The organism is Alteromonas sp. CNT1-28 (assembly GCF_022348345.1).
Classification (GTDB): Bacteria; Pseudomonadota; Gammaproteobacteria; order Enterobacterales; family Alteromonadaceae; genus Alteromonas; species Alteromonas macleodii.
The window spans coordinates 1-21,768 of the sequence record NZ_JAKREZ010000031.1 but is presented as its reverse complement, the minus strand read 5'-3'; the positions used below and the strand labels follow the sequence as shown (position 1 = coordinate 21,768).

The window sequence follows — 21,768 nt, the reverse complement described above, 5'->3', positions numbered from 1 at the left end:
CGAACGCTATTTTATTTATGCACTGAAGTCTTTCAGCATTCTCGCAATTGAGCGAATACCTTTCGCTGTTGCACCTACCGGCATTTCAGATGTTGCCCCGCCATGGTAAGCAGCGGCTAAATCCAAATGTACCCAGCCTTCTGGCTTAACAAAGCGTGATAAGAAGCCCGCAGCGTTTGATGCACCGCCACCACCGCCACCTTTCATCGGGCGACTGTTTGCTGTATCTGCGAACGCCGATGGACAGCGCTCTGCGTGGAAATCTTCAAGTGGTAGCGGCCAAAAACGTTCGTTTTCTGCCTTTGCTGCTTTAAGCATTTGTTCGCGGGCATTATCATCTAACGAGAATACGCCATGGTAGTCAGAACCCAAAGCAACCACTGCAGCACCGGTTAGTGTTGCTGCATCAATAATTAGCGGTGCGCCCGTCTCTGTTGCCGCCATAAGGCCATCAGCCAACACTAAACGTCCTTCAGCATCGGTATTAACCACTTCAACGGTTACCCCATTTTTATAGGTAAGCACATCACCTAACTTATAAGCGTGACCGCTAATAAGGTTTTCTGCACAGCACAAAATAAGCTGAATACGCTTTTCACTGCCTTGAGAAATAGATAGCCCTAATGCCCCTGTTACCGTCGCTGCGCCGCCCATGTCACATTTCATATCTAACATGCCTTCGCTTGATTTAATGCTGTAGCCACCGCTGTCGAAGGTGATGCCTTTTCCAACTAGCACGGCATCAACCGGCGCATCCGTATTACCTGTTGGGTTGTAATCAAGTACCAGCATTGCAGGCGGACGTTCACTACCGCGGCCCACATTATAAATGCCAATCCAGCCCTGCTCTTTAAGATCTTCACCTACCGTCATTGAGTAGGTTACCTTGTCACCACCCAGTGACTTAAGCCACTGTGCTGCTCGGGTTGCTAAGGTTTCAGGGCTTAGATCTTCAGGTGTTTCGTTTACCAGCTGACGGGTAAATAGTAACGCCGCATATTCTTGCTCTAGCGCTTCTTTGTCAGCCGTTTCGGCCCATTTTATTGACGCTGGTTTGCGGGCACGCGTGAAGCTAAGTGCAAAAGCCCACTGCTGCTCTTTGTGCCAATCGCCGCTTAGCGTAACTGCTGGCAGGCTTAAGCCATCTAGCTTTCTTGCCGCTTGCTGAATTAAACGCTCATTAAGCTTGTCGTCAGGCAGGTGAATAACTGCACCTGATTCAGTGAAAGAAAGCTTAGCACTCTCGCCCCACACTGCTTCAGCACTGTTTCTAGAAAGGCTAACGGTAAATTCTGCCATCGCGTTTTATTCCTTATTACATCGTTATATTATTGCAAAGCGCTTTTTGCGCTTGCACAAATGTTTGTTACTCTTTGGCGCCTTGTTTACTGCGCTTGTTGTTCGCTAACCACATACGCTTTGTTCGCTAAGCGCATACGCTATACGTGCTCGTTCAAAAGCACACATATCAATTAGCGAATCACACTAACGTGTTTTCACCTACATTCTAAAAAAGGCGACACATGAAGTTTTCACCTTCCTTATTACGCGGCACCCTTATAAAAAGGTACAAGCGATTTCTTGCCGATGTTGAGTTAGACGACGGCACTATTGTAACTGCACATTGCCCAAATACTGGCGCTATGACTGGCTGTGCTGTTCCTGGATACACTGTCTTTTTAAGTGAATCCACCAACCCAAATCGAAAACTCAAGTATACATGGGAGCTAGCCCAAACATTTGATGGTCACTTCATCGGCATTAATACGCACAATGCTAATAAACTGGTGGCGGAAGCGCTAGATAACAAGGTGCTAAGCGAATTTTCAGACATCACAGATTGGAAAGCAGAAGTAACACCGCCAACCGCCAATAGCCGGTTCGACTTTGCATTAACCCGAAAAAATGTTGAACATCAGAGTGTTACTGAGTATATGGAAGTTAAATCCGTCACCTTAGCGGATGAAAACAAAGGGTTCTTCCCCGACGCAGTTACTCAGCGCGGCGCTAAACACTGTTTAGAACTTGCTCGTTTATCTGACAATGGTATAAAAACCAGTCTACTATTCTGTGTACAACACACTGCTATAGAAAGCGTTCAAGTGGCTGAACATATTGATCCAACTTATGCAGAAAGCGTAAAGATTGCCGCTGACGCTGGTGTAACGGTTTTAGCGGCAAGCTGTATAATAGACGAACAAAAAATCCTATTAAATCAAACACTCCCTTTGATTTTATAAAAAATAGGTTGATTTTTTTCATTTCGGCTTCATATTTGCGCCTTGTTTTAGTGGGAGAACGCACTAATGCGTTTGCTGGTAGTCAGCTGGTAAAATGAAAAACACCTGGCTAATTTATGAAAGCAATACACCAGCATAATAATTACATAGACACGATTGATTGCCTGAAGTTGTCGAGTCTGATATAGATATCGGTCCAATCAGGACAAGATGGATGTCGTAGTGTAGGAGATGTGGCAGATGCCAACAGGAAAAGAAACAAAATCCCTAGGACTATTAGCGCTGGCAGGTTTACAGCCGTACGAGCCAAAAGCTGACGAAGAGTACATGGGCGAGCCCCAAATGGAGCACTTCCGTCTATTGCTTAAAGCATGGCGCAACCAACTTCGTGAAGAAGTTGACCGTACGGTAACGCACATGAAGGATGAAGCAGCAAACTTCCCTGATCCTGTAGACCGTGCAGCTCAAGAAGAAGAGTTCAGCCTTGAGTTACGTACACGTGACCGTGAGCGTAAGCTAATAAAGAAAATTGAAAAAACGCTTAAGCGAATTGAAGAAGACGATTTCGGCTTCTGTGATCAATGTGGTATCGAAATTGGTATTCGTCGCTTAGAAGCTCGTCCTACAGCAGATTTATGTATCGACTGTAAGACCATGGCTGAAATCAAAGAAAAACAACTTCAAGGTTAAGTTACTAACCTCGATTACGTTGATATAGAAAGCCTCATCCCAAAAAGATGGGGCTTTTTGTTAAGCCTTTATTATGCATAACCACTATGTAGGGCGCTTTGCTCCCTCTCCATCCGGCCAACTTCACTTCGGTTCGTTAGTTACCGCTGTTGCCAGCTACCTAGATGCCAAAAGCCATAACGGAAAATGGCTGCTACGCATGGAAGATATAGACGAGCCGCGCTGTATTGAAGGTGTAGATAAAGACATACTCACTACCCTAGAAGCCCACGGCCTGTATTGGGACGGCGACGTCATCTATCAAAGCCAACAACATGCCCGTTATCAAGCGGTTCTCGATGACTTACTTACACAACAAAAAGCCTATTTTTGTACCTGCACACGTAAGCAAATTAAAGCCATGGGCGGTGTTTATAACGGCCACTGTCGGACTGAGCCAGTACACTCCAACACACAGGACTGTGCAGTTCGTTTAAAAGTAGATACTCAACTTGAAGCCTTTGATGACGTGCTTATGGGCAAAGTTATGCCCTCTAATTCAAGCTCTGATTTAATAGCCGAAGACGTAGTACTGAAACGACGAGATGGCTTATTTTCGTATAACCTTGTCGTGATTTTAGATGACCTATTTCAGCAAGTTAACCATGTCATTAGAGGGTGTGATTTAATTGATGTCACGCCTTTACAGCGCGCCGTATATCACACGCTGGGCTATTCTACTCCTGAATACGGTCACGTGCCGGTCGCTGCCGTGGCACCAGGCAGAAAACTAAGTAAACAAAACCGTGCAGCGCCGGTTAAAAACGAAACAGCTTTAGATAATCTCGTGCGTGTGATGCACTTTTTAGGCTTTTCCTTTCCAAATGCCTCAGAATTTGGTGATATTGATTCAGCGCTTAAGACGGCTATTTCAATGTGGGATAGGAAAAAAGTAGTGAAAACACCCGAAATTATTGTTCCACAGCATGAATCCACTTATTATAGCGAACCTTTATAGTCTGCGGAGATACCATCATCATTCATCGTGTTTTTAAATCTGTTAAGCGCGCTTTTTCAAAAGAGAGTTCGTCTCCTAACGCTTTAAAGCCAAGGACTATGACCCGTGGAGAACACGGTATATCTCGCGAAGACGTAAGCGCAAATGCATTGAAAGTAATGTATCGCCTTAATGGAGCTGGCTTCGAATCCTATTTGGTAGGAGGCTGTGTACGCGACATTTTGATGGGTCACGAACCAAAAGATTTCGATGTGGTGACGAACGCCACACCTGAACAGATTAAAGGCTTGTTCAGAAATTGCCGCCTTATCGGCAGGCGCTTTCGTTTGGCCCACATCGTGTTTGGCCGCGAAATCATTGAAGTAGCCACGTTCCGCGGGCATCACCAAGAGTCAGACGAAGACGAAAACCTTCCTAAAGGCAAAGCGGTTGCAAAGCGTGATGCTCACGGACAATTAGTTCGCGACAACGTATTTGGCACCATTGAAGAAGATGCTGAACGCCGTGATTTTACCTTTAACGCCATGTATTACAGCGTGGCAGACTTTACGGTAAAAGACTTCGCGAATGGCCTAGCCGCTATAGAAAAGCGAGAAGTTGAGCTTATTGGCGACCCGGAAACACGCTACCGTGAAGATCCGGTACGCATGCTACGTGCGGTGCGCTTTGCCGTTAAGCTTGGCATGCGCATTGAAGCAAAAACCGCTGCACCGATAAAATCTCTGGCCAACCTTTTACAGAACATTCCACCAGCGCGCTTGTTTGAAGAAACCCTTAAACTGTTTTTATCGGGTAAGGGAGAAGAAACCTTCTTAATGCTGCACGAATACGGCTTAATCGAGCCTTTGTTCCCTCAGCTAACGCCGTTTTTGAAAGATGAAAACAGCCGTGAAATGCAGTTTGTACGTCGCGTACTTGCCAATACCGACGAGCGTATTAATAGCGACCAGCGAGTTACGCCAGCGTTCCTTTACGCCGCACTACTCTGGTATCCGGTTGAAGAAGAGTCACAACGCTTACAAAGTGAGTCTGGCTTAAATGCTCACGATGCATTTAATATTGCGTCAGGCGAGGTTATCGCACGTCAAACACAACGTATTATGATCCCTAAACGCTTCTCTACCGTGGTTCGGGACATCTGGATTTTACAGCAACGCCTACCTAAGCGCTTTGGCCGTCGCGCTTTCCAATTGCTCACGCACCCTAAATTTAGAGCTGGCTATGACTTTTTACTTGCCCGCGGCCAAATTGAAGGAGGCGATCTATTAGAGCTAGCTCAGTGGTGGACGCACTTCCAGCACGCTGACAACGGTAAGCAGAAAGGCATGCTTAACGCCCTTCGCAAAAGCGAAGGCGGCGCAAAAGGTGCCCCGCGTAAGCGCAAGCGTAAACCAGCGAAGCGAGGTCCTGATGCATAAAGAGCACGTTTACATTGGTGTAGGTAGCAACCTCGGCGATAGCCGGGGAAAAGCCCAGCGCGCGTTTGATGCGATAGGTCAAATCGAAGACACCCGCGTACTTAAAACCTCTTCACTTTATTCTAGTAAACCGATGGGGCCGCAAGACCAACCTGACTATATTAACGCGGTGTGCTTAATTGAGACCTCGTTAAAGCCCCACGGCTTATTGAAGCAGCTGCAACGCATTGAGCTGGAAGAAGGCCGTGAGCGCAAAGGTGAGCGCTGGGGTCCACGCACGTTGGATTTGGATATTTTGTTGTACGGCAGCGAAACTATCGACACCGCAGACTTAATCATTCCCCATTACGGCATGGCAGAGCGCGAGTTCGTTATGGTGCCGCTGTTTGAAATTGCGCCCAATATGGTTATGCACGATGGCAAACCCATCTCGGCATGGGTCGCTAACTGCTCGCTGGATGGACTTCGTCGCCTGCGCTCTTCCAATTAGCGGCAAAATCCGTATAGTTCGCCACACGATACCAACAATATCAATCTGAGACATGTCATGAAGAAAGTAACTGTATCGGGCTTGCTTAAGAAAAAGCAGGCCGGGGAAAAGATCACCTCTTTAACCGCTTACGACGCCAGCTTCGCCAAAATGTTCGACGAACAAGGCGTTGACGCCCTTCTTATTGGCGACTCTTTAGGCATGGTCCTTCAAGGTGAAGACGACACCCTACCGGTAACCATCGATGACATTGCCTACCACACGAAAAGTGTGCGTCGCGGCACTGAACGCGCCTTCGTATTAGCCGATATGCCGTTTATGTCTTACGCCACTCCTGAGCAAACCTACGCCAATGCAGCAAAGCTTATGGCTGCAGGTGCAAGTATGGTTAAGATGGAAGGTGGAAGCTGGTTGTGCGACACCATCAAAGGCTTAAACCTGCGCGGCGTCCCTGTGTGTGGCCATTTAGGCTTAACGCCTCAGTCAGTGCACGTATTCGGTGGTTTTAAAGTACAAGGCCGCGAAGCGAGCCAGGCTGAAAAACTGCTTAGCGAAGCGAAAGCGTTGGAAGAAGCCGGTATTCAGTTATTAGTGCTTGAGTGCGTGCCTTCATCGCTAGGCAAAGCGGTTAGCGAAGCCCTAACCATACCGGTAATCGGTATAGGCGCAGGCAAAGATACCGACGGTCAAATTCTGGTGATGCACGACATGTTTGGCATCAGCGCAAACTATATGCCGAAGTTCTCAAAGAACTACCTTGTAGAAACCGGCGATATGCGCAAAGCCGTATCAAAATATATTGAAGATGTGCAAAGCGGTGCGTTCCCATCGGCTGAACACAGCTTCGAGTAACGAGGTAAATTATGAAGGTGGTTGATAGTATTTCAGCATTACGCAGCACGGTGAACGCATGGCGACGTAATGGTGAAACCATAGGTTTTGTACCCACTATGGGCAACCTGCACGATGGTCATCTCAAACTAGTTAAAAAAGCGAAAGCGCACAACGACAAAGTGGTGGTTAGCATTTTTGTTAATCCCATGCAATTTGGTGCGAACGAAGATTTAGACGCCTATCCACGCACTATCGAAGAAGATAAAGCTAAGCTTATTTCTGTGGGTGCTGACGCGGTGTTTTTACCTAGCGTAGCGGAAATGTATCCGGCAGGTCTGGATGCGCAGACGTTCGTTGAAGTGCCCGGTATTTCAGACTCGCACTGTGGCGCCAGTCGCCCTGGCCATTTTCGCGGCGTCGCTACCGTGGTGACCAAGCTTTTCAACATGGTACAGCCCGACGATGCGTTTTTTGGTGAAAAAGACTTCCAACAGCTTCAAGTTATTCGCGCTTTAGCTCGCGATTTATCAATGGCAGTGAAAGTCCACGGCGTGCCTACTGAGCGCGAGACGTCAGGTCTGGCAATGAGCTCTAGAAATGGCTATCTCACAGACACTGAAAAAGCGACCGCGAGTGCTATTTTTGCAGAAATGCAGCGCTTAAAAGCGGGTATAGAAAGCGGTAACACCGACTTTGTTGAGCTTGAAAATACCATGGTCAGTAACCTTGAAGCGAAAGGCTTTAAGAAGGACTACTGTCAGGTAGTTAACGCCGCCACGTTTGAACCGGCTAACGATAGCGACAAAGAGTTAGTTTTGCTGGTTGCTATGTTTATGGGCAAGACACGCTTAATTGATAATATGCAAATTACGCGAGATTAAGCGTAATACCAATCCTCGCGGATAGTCTCGAACTACAAAAGAAAACGCCCGATGCATGACTCCTAAACAGAGCCTGTATCGGGCGTTTTTTTATTTGTTGCTGCTGAAGTCTTTAAGACGCAACGGTTTCTGTTTCGCGAACGAAATCCATTAGCTCTTTCCAAGCCTGAGTCTCTTTCGCAATTAAGTGTTGCTCAGCCAAAATTGCGGCCAAGTCGTTATGGCTAGTAAGCGGATTCGCTAACACTACGCGAAACACGGTAATACACTGGGAAGGGTAATCCGGCGCTTCCAGGCGAGTACGAGACACAAAAGACTTACCTGCTTCACGCTGCTGCTTTTGTACCGCAACAACAAGGGCGTCAACCTTCTCATTAATAGCGTTGCGGGTTTTAGCATTCACATGCTTCAGCTTTTCCTGCACTTCAGCGGGACAAACGCGATAGGTCAACAGTGATAGAATAGGTGTGGTCGTCAATTCAAAGTCTTGGGCTTTATCAATCATCTGCGCAAAGTCTTTGGCTTTATCAATGCTGCGATCAATAAGTAGCTCGTACCCTTTGCGACCGAATATATGCAGCGCCGAGTACACCATCATGGCCATACCGTTTCGGGAGCCTTCAAGCGTGGTAGCACCTAAGTCTTTAGAGCCTGCACGCAAAATATATTGCGCGTGATGTCTTACCGCATTGGCATTTTGTGGGTCTTTGAAAAGCGCCATTCCTGCGCCCATTGGCACGTACATTTGCTTATGTGCATCAATAGTCACTGAGTCTGCGCGTTCAATACCTTTTAGTCTGTCGCGATAGCGCGCCGAGAACAGCGTAGCGCCGCCCCAGGCTGCGTCTACATGGAACCAGCAGCCTAACTCTTTGGCTACGTCAGCAAGCTCGTCTAGTGGGTCTACGTGCCCTGTTTCGGTGGTGCCGCCTACCCCAACGATAGCAAGAAGCTTATTGCCTTCCTCTTGATAACGTTTGCCAATGCGAAGGGCTTTTGCTGGATCTAGGGTTTGCTTTGGCGCGGGCACAGTTAATAATTGTTCGCGGCCTAACCCCAATACATCCACTGCCTTTGACAGCGAGTAATGCCCACGTTTACTGCACATCACGCCTAAATTGTTAATGTCGTAGTGACGATAGGCAGCGGCAAGACCTGCTTTTGCCACGCCAGAAAACCCTTTTTGTGGGCCTAGTAGTTTGTTGCGAGCCACCCATAAGGCAGTGATGTTGGCAATGGTTCCGCCAGAACAAAATGCCCCCAAAGAATGGGCCGCACTGTGTAGATGGTTGTCGTAAAAGCTTTGAGGCTGATCGTACACAAGGTTGTGCATCATACCCAATACTTGACGTTCTAGCGGCGTGAAAGCTTTAGACGTTTCTATTTTAACCAAGTTCTGGTTAAGCCCGACCATTAACTTAGAAAGCGGCAGGTGAAAATAGGGCAACGCTGAGGTCATGTGACCAATAAAGGTAGGCGAGTAAGTATTAACTGAATGCGCAACAAGCTTATCTAACAAGCTTTCAGCATGAGTAGACACAAACTCGGGTGACTCAGGCACCTTGGAGTCTGAAAAGTCTTTTTCAATTTCTTCTAACGACGTCTTTTTTGTCACTACGTGCTGCGACAAAAAATCTAAGATATTGTCAGATAAATGCTGCTCTATTTGAGCCAGCTTTGAGTCTTTGTGTTCAGGCTTGGTAAAGACCCTAAACAGGTGCTCTAAACTAACTTGCGCTTCACCCACTCAACACACCTCATACTTAAAACAATCACACATTTCGCTTACATTTATTGGGCGAAATCAACAGGCGGTTTTGTAGGACACCGGCCTGACACTTACTTTTCCTTTTAGCCAAATAGCATTCGACACAATTACTTTGCGACTGGTGCAGCTATTTATCCAACATATCCCTTAACGGTACATCGGCTGGGCTAATGCGCGTTGACGCGGTCCATTCGTTGCCAAACCTGAAAACTTATCACAATACTTTCAGGGTGTCGCACTTTACATCAGATTGCAATGCTCGCCAAGGGTTAGCGCACGGCATTTAAGCGACTATTAACGTTTTATTACATGCAAAAAACTTATGAAGCGGTTAACTCTGCACACGTATTTAAACGAATTCCCCCGAATTTTGTACCGCAAATTTTATCAGTCTCTACTATATTTAATTTATGAATAGTACCAACACGGGTCTCTCGTATTGGTTTTCCATCTTCTAATTGCGAGCCTAAGTAGCCATTGAACTCACATTCAAGCATTCATCGCTGCGATAAAGTACTGCTTCAAAGCAAGGGGGTCTGTTTATGCCCATTCGTGAAATTTCCGAGGATTTTTCTATCGATGATATCGTGCCTTATTTTCAACCCATCGTTGACTTACAAAGCCAAGGAGTATGGCGCTACGAGTGCCTGGCACGCTTGATAACCCGAGGTGATAAGACTTTTTTACCTAGCGAATTTCTCTACCTTATAGAGCGCGAACAACACGTAAATACGCTTGCAGCGAGCATGTTTGTGCAATGTGCCAGCTATTTTCACGACGTTAATATCCCTTGGAACATCAATATAACTGCCAATGACCTTCACAATGTAGAGCTTACTAATACCCTCATCACCCATTTAGCAAGCTATCCCACGCCGGAGCGTGTAAGTATAGAAGTGAGTGCTTCTACTGCCCTATCCAATCCGAAAAGCCTTACCGCATTTATCGAAAAAAGCATGCATGTGGGGCTGGGCGTTTTCATCGACAACGTTGGATCATGCCCAGGTAACATACGAGCGCTTATGAACTTGCCGGTTCGGGGGATTAAGCTCGCTGGCGGGCTAATTAAACACTATGACGAACAAGAGGCAGTGAGGGAATATGTAGACTATCTGCTGTCGCTATGTGAACGCCATGGAGTAAGCACTATTGCCGAGCACGTAGAAGATGAGGCGCATCTAGAACGCGTAAAACGCCTGCCCATTCGTTATGCACAGGGGTATGTGTTTAGTCCGCCTATGGCGAATGTGCGAAGTGCCACTGCGCGCCATTAACAAGCGAATTATACGAATTTGAATAACAAACGGGGCGAAATCTTCATCTCGCCCCGCTATTATCAGTTTCCCGCAGTCCTTGCTGCTATAGAAAGCTCAGCTTTCTTCACTACGGCAGTTAAGCTGCCAACACGATTGACCGCTACCTCGGTACTTTCGCTCAAACGGCGTCATGTGATCATCGCCAGTGACTTCAGATAAATCTGACACCATGCCGTAGTGTTTAGCCGCTTGCGCAAATTCCATTAGATAAATGAGCCAATTGCTACGCACCTCAATATTGGGGGTGATGGCCATCAGGTCAACCATAGCTGCACTGCCATGCCAGCGCTTTTGAACTTGGGTCTTTTTGGGGTACGGATTGGGATACAGCAAAAAGTGCTGAGTCACGTTCCAACTTGACTGCTTTACTAAGCGCCAAAAATCATTTACATCGGCACGAATTACCCGATAGTTGTCTTGCTGTGCGCTGTAATGCTCGTGTTTATCCACCCGCAGCGCCGACTTATCAATGCCGATAACGCGCGCATTAGGGTTTGCTCCTGCAATATTCGCCGTACTTTCGCCAACACCACAGCATGAATCTAAAATGATCTCGCCGCTAAAGCCATCAAGCCACGCGCTGACATCGTCAAAAGCGACTTGTGTATGGTCGCTAATCGGTCGCTTATTTTCACTCGCTTGGTACTTTTTCACTAAGTCGTCTAACTTATCGTGAATACCTACCTGTGATGTTGTGATTTCTCTAGAATTACCGCTGGCCATTAGCTACGAATACCTTTACCGGTTTTAAGCAAATAGTAGGCAACACTGAATAACAGCGCGTTAAAGCCTACTAATAATGTAAGCGATAAGGTTACGTTTACGTCAGAGACCCCCAAGAAGCCATAACGAAACCCGTTAACCATATACACAACAGGGTTTGCTTTACTTACCCATTGCCAAAATTCAGGCAGTAGCGATAAGGAATAAAACACACCACCTAAGTAAGTTAACGGTGTTAATACAAACGTTGGCACCACGCTAATATCATCAAAGGTTTTCGCAAATACCGCATTGATCAAGCCTGCCGTTGCGAACAGGGTAGAAGTCAGTAACAACGTTAGCGCAATAATACCCAAGTTATGTATTTGCACATCAACGAAAAACAGCGACACCAAGGTAACAATAATACCTATAAGTATGGCGCGGGCCACGCCGCCGCCCACATACCCCAGAATGATGACCGAGGTGGGCACAGGGGATACCAACAGCTCTTCAATATTGCGCTGAAATTTAGCACTAAAAAATGATGACGACACATTGGCGTAGGAGTTTGTGATCACCGACATCATAATAAGGCCAGGCACAATAAACTCCATATAAGTAAAGCCGCCCATTTCGCCAATACGGTTGCCGATGAGGCTACCGAATATCACGAAGTACAAACTCATTGTAATAGCTGGCGGCACAAGGGTTTGTACCCATATGCGCAAAAAGCGCGTGCATTCTTTTATCCAAATAGTGGTTAGCGCCACATAGTTTTGCTTAAACCAACCCACGTTTTCTTCTGTGTTCATTTGTGTACTTTCAGTTTTCATGTTCTTCACCTTTATTTGCTATGGGTTTAGCCAGCTTGCTTCGCTGATTCAACTAAACGCACAAATAGCTCTTCAAGGCGATTTGATTTATTGCGCATGCTCATCACTTGAATACCCTTTTCACTTAGCTGTGTGAAAACCGGGTTCAACCCTTCCGTTTTCTCAACATCTACTTCAAGGGTGTGGTCGTCAATCAAACGGTGCTCAAAGCCCATTAGCAGGTTATCCGTATTCGACACACCATCTGGAATTTTGATATCCAATACAAAGGTTTCTAGACTTAACTTAGACAATAAAGCTTTCATGCTAGTGTTCTCGACAATGGTGCCCTTGTTAATAATGGCGATATTGCGACACAGCATTTCTGCTTCTTCAAGATAGTGGGTAGTGAGGATGATGGTAATCCCCTGACGATTAATTTCTTCTAAAAAGCCCCACATTGAGCGGCGAATCTCAATATCTACGCCCGCTGTTGGCTCATCTAAAATAAGCAATTTCGGCTCATGCATGAGCGCTCGAGCAATCATCAGTCTTCGTTTCATACCGCCTGATAGCTCACGCGCGCGGGCATCGCGTTTTTCCCACAGGTCAAGCTGAGCAAGGTATTTTTTAGCGCGCTCTTTGGCGATACTGCGAGGCACGCCGTAGTAACCTGCCTGATTCAATACAATTTGAAGTACAGTTTCAAACTGGTTGAAGTTGAACTCTTGTGGCACCAGACCAATGCAGGCTTTAGCATGCTCTTTCTGCGTTGTAAGGTCATAACCAAACACCGCAACACTGCCAGTAGTTTGATTAACGAGTGAACTGATAATACCAATAGTGGTAGATTTACCCGCCCCATTTGGGCCAAGTAATGCAAAGAAGTCTCCTTCTTGTACTGTAAGGTCGACGCCTTTTAGTGCCTGTACGCCACCTTTGTAGGTTTTGGTTAACCCTTTAATGTCCAACGCTTTCATGATTTGCCCGTAGTGAGAGTGTGATCACTAAGACATACTGACCTTTGATGCAAACCAAAGGTCAGCACGCCCTAATTAACTTTAGTGAGATGCAGTTAGCTGTCGCTAACAACGTACAACCAACGAAGTGTAACCTAGTTCATGCTACTAAATGAATACACTCGCGTTTAGTGGTTACTTTAAACAGTTTAAACTTTCGTTTTCTAAATGAGAGCGGAAACACCGTTTTTCAACCCCAATAAAAAAGCGCCGCGTACCGTTGGGGTAGCACGCAGCGCAAGGGATAGCTTAATCCCGGTCTGCACAGATAATTGAGACTTTTACGTAGAAGTTCAGCCTTACCGCTTCCACGGCACTGTTTTCCCCTCTTCTAGTCTTTGAAGAGGCTTCTACAGTGCAATCCGCCTCGCTTGCTTAGCACTTAAAAAAAGCAGTGCGCTAAACTCGACGGACAAATGCTATTAAACTCGTTATTCATGGCAGAAAAAGCGCGTAATTGTGGAAATGTGATGGTGATTTAGCGTGCCCATAGATTTAGCACGTTAAGCTGCTCGCCGAGCCTTATATTAATCCGCGCTCCGGGACGTTGTGGGGTTCTGTCCCAAGGTTAAAGTTCACGATGCGCCCCTCAAATATGGCGTAAATGAGGCAGGCTTGAGGATTTTATGCCGAACTTAGGCAATAGCTGCCAATCATAGGTATAGTGTGCGCTCTATCAGAATAATATTTGCGGGTTAATGTATGCCAAAGACAATTGCATTAGTGGAAGATGACGCGGCCATTCGCGAAAATTACATTATGGCGCTTAAAGCGCAGGGCTATAGCGTGAATGCCTATGAGGACAGGCCTTCTGCTGCTGAAGCGTTTAACCACACCTTACCCGACTTAGCCATTATCGATATTGGTTTGAAAGATGAAATTGAGGGGGGCTTTATGCTGTGCCAGCAACTTCGAGGCCTGTCACAAACCCTACCTATCATCTTTTTTACTGCACGAGATAACGATGTAGACACTATCAGCGGCCTTAGAATGGGCGCGGACGACTACCTGACTAAAGATATCAGCATGGCTCACCTGCTAGCACGCATTGCGGCCTTGTTCAGGCGTACAGACTTACTTGCTGCTCCCTCAGAGCAAAAAGATGAGCTAAAAGTAGGCGACTTAAAAGTAGACGTATCGAGAATGACGGTAAGCTGGCAAAACCAGCCCGTTTTATTGACGGTGACAGAGTTCTGGATGCTGCATGCACTTATTAAGCGCCCTGGTCATGTTAAAAGTCGTCAACAGCTTATGGATGAGTCTAGAATGGTAGTGGACGACACCACTATTACTTCACATATTAAACGTATGCGTAAGAAGTTTGTACAGCTTGACCCAAACTTCGATCATATCGACACCGTGTACGGCATGGGGTATCGCTGGCAGCTGTAGCTGGCTTTCGACAAAGACCGCGCGTTTTATCTGATTAAATGATAAGGGCAACCGACTAAAAACATGGGATTTCGCTTTTCTATTCGTTTGCAGCTTATGGTGCTGTCGCTGTTCTTATTCACCATTCCCTACTTGGGTTATAACTATGTGTGGGAGCTTGAGCAGTATCTGCGAAACGGTCAAGAACAAACCATGATTGGCACAGCGCGAGCTGTTGCCACTGCACTTCACGAGCGCCCCGCTTTATTTGATAGCCAATCGGCGTATCTTCAAGACGTACGCCCTGGAACAGACCTTTACGCGCCGCCTATCCCGTCCCCTATTCGACTTGATGGCGAACTTAACGACTGGCAGCAAGTCAGCGAGTTAATGAGTGAGTATGGCAGTGGCGAAGTTATTGAGTATTACAATGGCTTTGCGGGAGAACCCACCAGCTTATCGTTCAAACATATGGTGGGGCGCTATGGTCAATTTCTATATGCCATGTTTGAAGTGAGCGATGACGTGCTGCTTTGGCGGCAACCCAATAGTTTAAGCGTGGAGACAGGCGACCACTTACTTGTGGGCATGGAAACCCCACAGGGTGAATTAGCAAGATATGTTGTTGCACCGTACGAAAGTGGCTGGGTAAATGCGTACAAGCTCGCAGATAACACACCGACAACAAGAGCAGTAGAGAATGCCCTTTCTATTCAAGGTCGCTGGCAAGAGACAGCTACGGGCTACAACATTGAACTACGCTTTCCGCTATCCATGACCACAGGTGGCCTCGCATTTTCCATTGTCGATGTAGACGACAGGGCAAGTCGATTGAAGCAGTACGCCTTAGGTACGGCGAACACAAAAGAGCTTGCTGAATTAGGTACTGTTATCACACCTTCTCCTGAAATCGAGCGTATTCTGGCAGGTTTAAAATATGCAGATTCAAGGGTGTGGGTTGTAGATAAGCACAAGCGGGTACTCGCTCGCGCTGGTGACATTCAATCGGCCACAGGCATTAAAGTAGATGAAAAAGAAACGTCTTCCAATACTGTTTGGAATTGGATAGAAAGTGAGTGGTTACTTCCACTTTACTATCAAATTCTAACACAACCACCTGCCGACTTTATTGACGAGCTAGACGATGCTTATGCATTGGTAGGGCAGGATTTAGGCACGGCGCTGAATGGCCAACCCGATTCACTATGGCGTTTGTCACCCGATAACAAAGCCATAGTACTCTCCGCTGCCTACCCAATTTTTATTGAAGGCAACGTAATGGGGGCGGTTATTGTAGAGCAAACCACCAATGGCATTCGTACGTTGCGTAACCGGGCATTAGAACAGCTCTTTCACGTGATTTTAGCAGTGATGACCATAGGTACATTAGGGTTACTGCTGTTCGCTACGCGAATTTCAAACCGCATTCGCTCCCTTCGCGATAACACCGAAGCGGTGATAGATGATAATGGCAAAATCATTGGCACACTTCCGGTTTCAAATCAGCGTGATGAAATTGGTGATTTATCCCGTTCATTTGCGGATGTGCTTTCGCGGTTACAGCAGTACAACTCCTATTTAGAAAACATGGCATCCCGCTTGTCTCACGAACTTAGAACGCCCATTGCCGTGGTAAAATCATCGCTGGATATGCTGACTCAGGTTAATGACGCCGACCAACAAGCCGTTTTTGTTGAAAGGGCGCAATCAGGGGTGAACCGCCTAAGTACAATATTAAACAGTATGAGTGAAGCCACCCGATTAGAGCAGGCCATTCAACAAGAAGATTTAGAACCATTCGACTTAGTTAAGGTGATATCTGGGTGTATTGCTGGTTACGAACATGCCTATAGCCATCGACGCTTTAGTTTTACCCACAATGCTGATACTGCGCGCATACTTGGCTCCCCTGAACTTACGGCTCAAATATTCGATAAAGTTATCGCTAACGCCGTAGATTTCAGTGAAAAAGAAAGTGAAATCCAAGTCAGTATTACGGTTAAGGACAAGCAAGCTGAGCTAACCATTAGTAATACCGGACCGCTCCTTCCAGAAGGAATGAGGTCTCAGTTGCTTCAGTCTATGGTGTCGGTGAGAAAAGAAAACGATGTGCAAAATGCCTCTTCACCGCACTTGGGGCTAGGGCTTTACATTGCCAACATCATAATGACCTTCCACAAAGGTCAGTTATCTTTATTCAATCGGAAGGATAGTACAGGTGTAGTCGTCAGCGCACGCTTTCCTTTGATGTAAATGAATGAAAAAAACGTCCAACTCGGTCTATAGTTAGAGTCTAATAAACTTTGCTACATAGATAGCGAAAGCCGAGCACATACCTCATACCAGTCTGCATAGGTTATTATCTATACGGATTGGTATTGAATAGGCTATACGTAGTCATATGCTTTCGTGTCAACAAAGGACGCATAGCGCTTTGCCTTTCTGTCAAAGGCTAAAGCCATTATAAAGAATGAATTACAATGCAAAAAAACAACACGTTATTGATTAAATCCATGTCATTTGCGCTTTCTATTTTCTTTACTTCTCATCGAAGGGCGAGCATGTTCAACATAACTAGTTTTATCACAGGTACATTCACATCGAGCGCTCTCTTACTAGCCGGCGCTACCCTTTCATGGGCACATGCCGCTGATACATCCTTATCAGCAACGCCAACCATTTCGATATACGTTAGCGACGCCAATGGGGAGCCTGTGAAAGATATGGTGTTAACCCTAACGCCTAACTTTACGCTTGCATCAACGCCACAGCGTGAAGAAGAGCCCGCCATAATGAATCAAATCGATAAACAATTTGCGCCTCACGTGCTTGTTGTTCAATCAGGCACAGATATTTCGTTTCCAAACGCAGATAATCTTTTTCATCACGTGTATTCTTTTTCGCCTACAAAACAGTTTGAGCTAAAACTCTATAAAGAGTTTACCGCTGAACCGCTTCGCTTTGAGCAAGCTGGTATTGTAGATATTGGCTGCAATATTCACGACTGGATGCTGGGCTATATTGTGGTAACCGACAGTCCATTTTTCGCAAAAACCGATGAAGAAGGCGTAATGAATGTTTCACTTCCGGTAGGCGAGTACAGTGTTATGACCTGGCACCCGCAGCAACCTGATGTGAAACTATTTAACAGCGCAACATTGCATATCACCAACTCACAAGAATACAAATTTGTTCTTGATGCAGTTTTCAGTGACGATGACTTCGACGAAGGATTTGGCGATTATTAATGCGTAATGTCTTTGCCTTAACCGTCTGTTTGCTTTGCACGAGTTTAACACTTCAGGTTCACGGAGAAACCAAGGCCCTAGTAAGAACAAGCTTTGTGGCAAAAGATGATTCGCGGAGCTTTCAGCAAATGGGGGCCGGCCATCAGCGTTATGAAAGTAACGGTATACAGCTCTCTCATGCTGTAGTAATAGCTGACTTTATGTTAGCGGATAGTTGGTCGGCAGTTGGCGTCATCAATGGTTATAGCGATGGGGATCAAAAGGTTGGATTTTCCGAGCTTTATTTAAAATATCGCCCGTTAGTCGCATCCAGCATAAAGCCTGAAGTAAAAATAGGGGCATTTTTTCCCGCTCTCTCAGCGGAAAATACCGACGCGGGTTGGTTATCGCCTCATTTCCTGAGTAACTCAGCAATTAATAGTTGGGTGGGTGAAGAACTAAGAACGGGCGGTATCGAAGTAAGTCTACGACAAAATGGCAGGCAAATAAGAAGCCACTGGTCATGGAAAGTATTAGGCAGCGTGTTCAAAGGTAATGATTCCACCGGCACTCTGCTTTCTTGGCGAGGGTTTGCCCTTCACGACAGGCAGTCCGTTTATAATGATCGCGTAAACTTCCTCCCCATTCCCGGCGTCGTCGATGAAGATAAGTTAAACGCACCGGCATGGACTGAACCCTTCAGGGAAATTGACAATCGGTTTGGGTACTACGTAGGAGTTCACTTAGCCTATGCTAGAAAGGCCGAGTTGCGTTATTACTATTACGACAATAATGCAGACCCGAACATTGTTGACCCTGACCGTATTTATGCCTGGCATACGCGCTTTCATTCATTAACACTCCGATACTTACCACGACCTGAGTTAACGGTGTTTTCTCAAGTGCTACTAGGTGACACTTTGATGGGGGAGCATATCGTAGACAACGATTTTTCCAGTGCGTATATCGGTGCGGCATACAACCTAAAGCAATTAGGCTGGGAAGATTTAACTTTAGCCATGCGTGGGGACTGGTATCAGGTGGTAGATAACGATGATGTTATGTATGACCCGAATGGAAGCAGAGGTAACGCCTTTACCGTTAGCGTAAGGTACGACATTACCGCTTATTTATCCGTTAGCACAGAGTGGCAATTAAATTCAGGGCATCAGGAGAATTTACGTTTTTTCCAATCCGACGAGGACTATAGAGAGCAACTATTTCAACTGGCATTCACTGTAACTCTGTAGCGAAGCGACTGGTGTTCGTCCTACCCTTTCGCCACTTCAATTAAATCAAATTTTGTTTCGCTGTCACCTTTCACCATCACCTGACACTGTCCCCAAGAGTTTGGAATTTGCCAGACATGCGCTTCGGCAACCGTGAATTTTTCTCGATGAGTATCACAACGGACTTCAACGGTATCAAGCTCGCCTTGGATGTTGCCAAAAGCAAACTTACTTCGCACAAGAGTATGGAACCAATTCCCATCACTTCCTATCGTTACGGGCACGGTCAAGTTTTGCTCAGATGCAATAGATTCTTCAATCTGACTAATTAGCGGCGCGATCTCGTCAATACGCGTTTCTTGCGCTTCCATGTCTTGAAGTGTGGTGTAGGATTTTAATGCTTCTGCATAGTACCCACGCTGAGCATCGAGTATGATTTTTCTTTGAAGGGCGTATGCCACATAATCTTCATCAAACACCATGTTATTGAAGCGCTTACTACCGTTGCTGGCAAGTAATCGCGTTAGGCTTTGCGCTTCCCTCTCTACGTCGCCTTGTTTGCTCGCTATATGCGACTCCAAGTTTAGCAACCACGTATTTTCATAGCGGTTTAGCGTATCCCAAGCTAGAAGCTCTTTAAGTGCTTCATCAGCCGCGTCAACATCACCCGCATTAAAGCGCTCTTCTGCGTCTTTATAAGCTTTAATAAATTTGCGTGTGGCACCGCTTTTTCCGCTTATAGCGAAATCCATTTGGACTGCTTGATGACACTGCTGGGTAGGTTCGCCATCTTTGATCGCGGGGTTATACTGCCATTTCTTAACCGCTGACAGTGCACTGCGTTTGAAAGAAGGGCTTCCAAAGAAGTCTTCTACAACAGGGTCTTTCACTCTGCCTTCTTCGTCGATAACGTAGCTTAGCCTAACCCAACCTTCTCGGCCTTTTCTAATGGCTTGAGATGGGTATCTAGGATCGACACGTTTCAAAGGCGTCGCTGGTGTAAATGCACTTATGCGCTCTACTTCATCAGCTTTCGATTCAGCGAGCGCTTTTTCTTCAAGATCATCACATGGGATACTCAGTTCCTGTGCAGCTGCACTTGCCGTGAAACCTGTAGCGAGCAAAGCCGCTAAAACGAGCGACGATTGGGTTTGCTTAACAATACTTTCCTGGGCTGAATATTCTTTTCTTAGTGCTTTTTTCCATAAATCCTGTTTCATATTTATCATCCTTAATAATGGCTAAACATTACGAGTGAATTAGCGCTAATTCTATTTTTTAGACGAACTCTCAAGCGACGCATCGGGTACGTTTTTGATCATCATTTGTTCTTTGCGTTTCATCATCATCTTGGCAAGCCTACGCATGCTCACCGTGGTGTCTTTTTCATCTACGATATCGACACCTAGCAAGCGTTCGAGCAGGTCTTCTAGCGTAAGCACTCCTTCTAAACCGCCGTACTCGTCAACCACCAGTAACATATGCACGTGCTTATTGATGAAGTGCTCGAAGGTGACTGACAGCGGCATAGTGTTTAACACGGTAACCATATCTTTTGCGTATTCAGAAAGCGGCTTATCAGTGTTACCTCTGGCTTGTGCCACCAATAAATCAGAACGCATCACAAAGCCGGTAATGTTTTCTGAGTCGCTGTCTTCAAACACAGGGATACGAGAAAATTCTATATTGGCGTGCTTGTGGAAAAAGCCTTCTACCGTCATCGACTCCGACACTTTAAATAGCGCCGTGCGGTGGGTAATCGCATCTTTCACTTTCAGCTCGTGCAAACTTAACAAGCTTTGCAGAAACGCCGCTTCGTGATTCGCTAGCTGACCTTCTTGCCCCGACAACTCTGCCATGGCGTGAAGCTCACTACGGCTTAACCCGCGAAGTGGACTGTCTTCTTTAAAGCCTTTCGTCATTAGCTCAGACATTTTAACGAACGGCATAAGTACAATTGAAAGGTATTTAAGAAAATATGCGGTTACTGGCGCTAGTGTTCGCCAATAGGTTGCACCAAGTGTTTTAGGGATAATCTCAGAAAAAATAAGAATAAGGAGTGTAAGGACTGCTGAAATAACGCCTAGATAGGCGTCACCAAATACTGCTGCCGCTTGCGCACCTGCCCCGGCAGCCCCCATAGTATGAGCAATAGTGTTCAGCGTTAATATTGCTGATAAAGGCGTATTTATATTATCGGTTTGCTTACGTAGTAGCGCACCACTGGCTTTGCCCTCTTTCTCTAACACAGAGATATAAGCGGACGAAACACTCAGAATCACAGCCTCTGCAATGGAGCACAAAAAAGAAAAGCCCAGTGCAATGAAGACGTACACAATAAGTAAAAGCATGTAGTTATTCCAAGCGTCCTTGTAGGTTTAAACGCGTTTTAATTTTAATAAGTTGAACGACTATTATGGATAATAGAGCGGGATATACAAGCGCTCTATGAATATCATTTGAGCGCTTTATTATGAAAGGCATCCGCTGGGCTACTGTTAGCCGCAGCACGCCGAATGTTGCTCTTGGTTATGACGGTGTTGCTGCAGCTTTTTCAGACCCAGCCTTAACATTAACCCCGCCAATAAAATCGCGCATAACCCATAAATCACCTGAACGTCTGCACCGTGCTCATGAACATGGCTTCGCGTTTTGATCATAGAGGCTAAAGAAAACGAAGCTACTAGGTAGTTCAGTGCGTAACCAAAACCAATACTCGCAGAGATAACACTGAAAAGGTAAAGCACTAACGCTGTCTCTTATACACATCT

Annotated in this window: 20 protein-coding genes; 12 read left to right on the top strand and 8 right to left on the bottom strand. The window is 46.0% G+C overall.

Going from position 1 to position 21,768, the window contains the following annotated elements; genetic code table 11:
- Nucleotides 1–15: 15 nt before the first annotated feature.
- The gene (gene pepB, locus MHN02_RS16595) at nucleotides 16–1,299 is read right to left on the bottom strand and encodes an aminopeptidase PepB (protein ID WP_110289375.1); all 1,284 of its coding nucleotides are present in this window, start codon (nucleotides 1,297–1,299) and stop codon (nucleotides 16–18) included.
- A 224-nt stretch (nucleotides 1,300–1,523) separates the two neighbouring features.
- Here pepB and sfsA point away from each other — a divergent pair, with 224 nt between their 5' ends.
- From sfsA to panC, 7 genes are all read left to right on the top strand, one after another.
- Nucleotides 1,524–2,240, top strand: a complete 717-nt coding sequence (gene sfsA / locus MHN02_RS16590) for a DNA/RNA nuclease SfsA (protein ID WP_239247416.1) — start codon at nucleotides 1,524–1,526, stop codon at nucleotides 2,238–2,240.
- A 240-nt stretch (nucleotides 2,241–2,480) separates the two neighbouring features.
- Nucleotides 2,481–2,930 carry an RNA polymerase-binding protein DksA gene (dksA, locus tag MHN02_RS16585; protein WP_014950997.1) on the top strand — a complete coding sequence of 150 codons (450 nt, stop codon included), beginning with the start codon at nucleotides 2,481–2,483 and terminating at the stop codon, nucleotides 2,928–2,930.
- Nucleotides 2,931–3,003: 73 nt separating this feature from the next.
- Nucleotides 3,004–3,927, top strand: coding sequence for a tRNA glutamyl-Q(34) synthetase GluQRS (gluQRS, locus tag MHN02_RS16580; RefSeq protein WP_239247415.1), 924 nt, complete (start codon nucleotides 3,004–3,006; stop codon nucleotides 3,925–3,927).
- A gap of 98 nt (nucleotides 3,928–4,025) precedes the next feature.
- Nucleotides 4,026–5,345 carry a polynucleotide adenylyltransferase PcnB gene (pcnB, locus tag MHN02_RS16575; RefSeq protein ID WP_014977591.1) on the top strand — a complete coding sequence of 440 codons (1,320 nt, stop codon included), beginning with the start codon at nucleotides 4,026–4,028 and terminating at the stop codon, nucleotides 5,343–5,345.
- Nucleotides 5,338–5,835, top strand: coding sequence for a 2-amino-4-hydroxy-6-hydroxymethyldihydropteridine diphosphokinase (gene folK, locus MHN02_RS16570; RefSeq protein WP_049588998.1), 498 nt, complete (start codon nucleotides 5,338–5,340; stop codon nucleotides 5,833–5,835). The genes pcnB and folK overlap by 8 nt, the downstream gene beginning before the upstream one ends.
- Nucleotides 5,836–5,892: 57 nt before the next feature.
- Nucleotides 5,893–6,687, top strand: coding sequence for a 3-methyl-2-oxobutanoate hydroxymethyltransferase (panB, locus tag MHN02_RS16565; RefSeq protein WP_014977593.1), 795 nt, complete (start codon nucleotides 5,893–5,895; stop codon nucleotides 6,685–6,687).
- Nucleotides 6,688–6,698: 11 nt separating this feature from the next.
- Nucleotides 6,699–7,550 carry a pantoate--beta-alanine ligase gene (gene panC, locus MHN02_RS16560; protein WP_239247414.1) on the top strand — a complete coding sequence of 284 codons (852 nt, stop codon included), beginning with the start codon at nucleotides 6,699–6,701 and terminating at the stop codon, nucleotides 7,548–7,550.
- A 112-nt stretch (nucleotides 7,551–7,662) separates the two neighbouring features.
- On the opposite strand, the gene panP is transcribed toward panC, so the two are convergent.
- On the bottom strand, nucleotides 7,663–9,297 hold the full coding sequence (panP, locus tag MHN02_RS16555; RefSeq protein WP_014977595.1) for a pyridoxal-dependent aspartate 1-decarboxylase PanP: 1,635 nt from the start codon (nucleotides 9,295–9,297) through the stop codon (nucleotides 7,663–7,665).
- A gap of 563 nt (nucleotides 9,298–9,860) precedes the next feature.
- Between panP and MHN02_RS16550 the strand changes: the two genes are divergently transcribed.
- Nucleotides 9,861–10,592: an EAL domain-containing protein gene (locus MHN02_RS16550; RefSeq protein ID WP_014951004.1), complete on the top strand. Its 732-nt coding sequence runs from the start codon at nucleotides 9,861–9,863 to the stop codon at nucleotides 10,590–10,592.
- Between the two features lie 96 nt (nucleotides 10,593–10,688).
- On the opposite strand, the gene MHN02_RS16545 is transcribed toward MHN02_RS16550, so the two are convergent.
- The 3 genes from MHN02_RS16545 to MHN02_RS16535 are packed head-to-tail and all read right to left on the bottom strand — an operon-like array spanning nucleotide 10,689 to nucleotide 13,131.
- Nucleotides 10,689–11,357, bottom strand: a complete 669-nt coding sequence (locus MHN02_RS16545; RefSeq protein ID WP_239247413.1) for an SAM-dependent methyltransferase — start codon at nucleotides 11,355–11,357, stop codon at nucleotides 10,689–10,691.
- A complete protein-coding gene (locus MHN02_RS16540; RefSeq protein WP_205676508.1) occupies nucleotides 11,357–12,172 on the bottom strand; it encodes an ABC transporter permease in 816 nt (271 codons plus the stop codon). Before MHN02_RS16540 ends, MHN02_RS16545 begins: the two co-directional genes overlap by 1 nt.
- A 26-nt stretch (nucleotides 12,173–12,198) precedes the next feature.
- Nucleotides 12,199–13,131 carry an ABC transporter ATP-binding protein gene (locus tag MHN02_RS16535; RefSeq protein WP_239247412.1) on the bottom strand — a complete coding sequence of 311 codons (933 nt, stop codon included), beginning with the start codon at nucleotides 13,129–13,131 and terminating at the stop codon, nucleotides 12,199–12,201.
- 741 nt (nucleotides 13,132–13,872) lie between these two features.
- Here MHN02_RS16535 and pdsR point away from each other — a divergent pair.
- The 4 genes from pdsR (at nucleotide 13,873) to MHN02_RS16515 (ending at nucleotide 19,018) form a co-directional block, all read left to right on the top strand.
- The gene (gene pdsR / locus MHN02_RS16530; RefSeq protein WP_049588993.1) at nucleotides 13,873–14,562 is read left to right on the top strand and encodes a proteobacterial dedicated sortase system response regulator; all 690 of its coding nucleotides are present in this window, start codon (nucleotides 13,873–13,875) and stop codon (nucleotides 14,560–14,562) included.
- Nucleotides 14,563–14,625: 63 nt separating this feature from the next.
- Nucleotides 14,626–16,794: a proteobacterial dedicated sortase system histidine kinase gene (gene pdsS, locus MHN02_RS16525; protein WP_239247411.1), complete on the top strand. Its 2,169-nt coding sequence runs from the start codon at nucleotides 14,626–14,628 to the stop codon at nucleotides 16,792–16,794.
- 227 nt (nucleotides 16,795–17,021) lie between these two features.
- Nucleotides 17,022–17,789, top strand: a complete 768-nt coding sequence (locus MHN02_RS16520; protein WP_049588991.1) for a methylamine utilization protein — start codon at nucleotides 17,022–17,024, stop codon at nucleotides 17,787–17,789.
- Nucleotides 17,790–17,884: 95 nt separating this feature from the next.
- Entirely contained in the window at nucleotides 17,885–19,018 is a 1,134-nt protein-coding gene (locus MHN02_RS16515; protein ID WP_239247410.1) for an outer membrane beta-barrel protein, read from the top strand.
- Between the two features lie 20 nt (nucleotides 19,019–19,038).
- Here the strand turns inward: MHN02_RS16515 and MHN02_RS16510 are convergent, their stop codons facing one another.
- From MHN02_RS16510 to MHN02_RS16500, 3 genes are all read right to left on the bottom strand, one after another.
- Nucleotides 19,039–20,217 carry an energy transducer TonB gene (locus MHN02_RS16510; protein WP_239247408.1) on the bottom strand — a complete coding sequence of 393 codons (1,179 nt, stop codon included), beginning with the start codon at nucleotides 20,215–20,217 and terminating at the stop codon, nucleotides 19,039–19,041.
- 51 nt (nucleotides 20,218–20,268) lie between these two features.
- Nucleotides 20,269–21,348: a CNNM domain-containing protein gene (locus MHN02_RS16505; protein ID WP_014951013.1), complete on the bottom strand. Its 1,080-nt coding sequence runs from the start codon at nucleotides 21,346–21,348 to the stop codon at nucleotides 20,269–20,271.
- A 147-nt stretch (nucleotides 21,349–21,495) separates the two neighbouring features.
- Complete coding sequence (locus MHN02_RS16500) at nucleotides 21,496–21,744, bottom strand: hypothetical protein (protein ID WP_239247406.1); 249 nt, start codon at nucleotides 21,742–21,744, stop codon at nucleotides 21,496–21,498.
- Between the last annotated feature and the right edge of the window lie 24 nt (nucleotides 21,745–21,768).

Excerpts from the sequence above, each read along its gene's own strand:
- pepB (WP_110289375.1), bottom strand. The coding sequence starts at position 1,299 with ATGGCAGAATTTACCGTTAGCCTTTCTAGAAACAGTGCTGAAGCAGTG.
- sfsA (WP_239247416.1), top strand. The coding sequence starts at position 1,524 with ATGAAGTTTTCACCTTCCTTATTACGCGGCACCCTTATAAAAAGGTAC.
- dksA (WP_014950997.1), top strand. The coding sequence starts at position 2,481 with ATGCCAACAGGAAAAGAAACAAAATCCCTAGGACTATTAGCGCTGGCA.
- gluQRS (WP_239247415.1), top strand. The coding sequence starts at position 3,004 with ATGCATAACCACTATGTAGGGCGCTTTGCTCCCTCTCCATCCGGCCAA.
- pcnB (WP_014977591.1), top strand. The coding sequence starts at position 4,026 with ATGACCCGTGGAGAACACGGTATATCTCGCGAAGACGTAAGCGCAAAT.
- folK (WP_049588998.1), top strand. The coding sequence starts at position 5,338 with ATGCATAAAGAGCACGTTTACATTGGTGTAGGTAGCAACCTCGGCGAT.
- panB (WP_014977593.1), top strand. The coding sequence starts at position 5,893 with ATGAAGAAAGTAACTGTATCGGGCTTGCTTAAGAAAAAGCAGGCCGGG.
- panC (WP_239247414.1), top strand. The coding sequence starts at position 6,699 with ATGAAGGTGGTTGATAGTATTTCAGCATTACGCAGCACGGTGAACGCA.
- MHN02_RS16550 (WP_014951004.1), top strand. The coding sequence starts at position 9,861 with ATGCCCATTCGTGAAATTTCCGAGGATTTTTCTATCGATGATATCGTG.
- MHN02_RS16545 (WP_239247413.1), bottom strand. The coding sequence starts at position 11,357 with ATGGCCAGCGGTAATTCTAGAGAAATCACAACATCACAGGTAGGTATT.
- MHN02_RS16540 (WP_205676508.1), bottom strand. The coding sequence starts at position 12,172 with ATGAAAACTGAAAGTACACAAATGAACACAGAAGAAAACGTGGGTTGG.
- MHN02_RS16535 (WP_239247412.1), bottom strand. The coding sequence starts at position 13,131 with ATGAAAGCGTTGGACATTAAAGGGTTAACCAAAACCTACAAAGGTGGC.
- pdsR (WP_049588993.1), top strand. The coding sequence starts at position 13,873 with ATGCCAAAGACAATTGCATTAGTGGAAGATGACGCGGCCATTCGCGAA.
- pdsS (WP_239247411.1), top strand. The coding sequence starts at position 14,626 with ATGGGATTTCGCTTTTCTATTCGTTTGCAGCTTATGGTGCTGTCGCTG.
- MHN02_RS16520 (WP_049588991.1), top strand. The coding sequence starts at position 17,022 with ATGCAAAAAAACAACACGTTATTGATTAAATCCATGTCATTTGCGCTT.
- MHN02_RS16510 (WP_239247408.1), bottom strand. The coding sequence starts at position 20,217 with ATGAAACAGGATTTATGGAAAAAAGCACTAAGAAAAGAATATTCAGCC.
- MHN02_RS16505 (WP_014951013.1), bottom strand. The coding sequence starts at position 21,348 with ATGCTTTTACTTATTGTGTACGTCTTCATTGCACTGGGCTTTTCTTTT.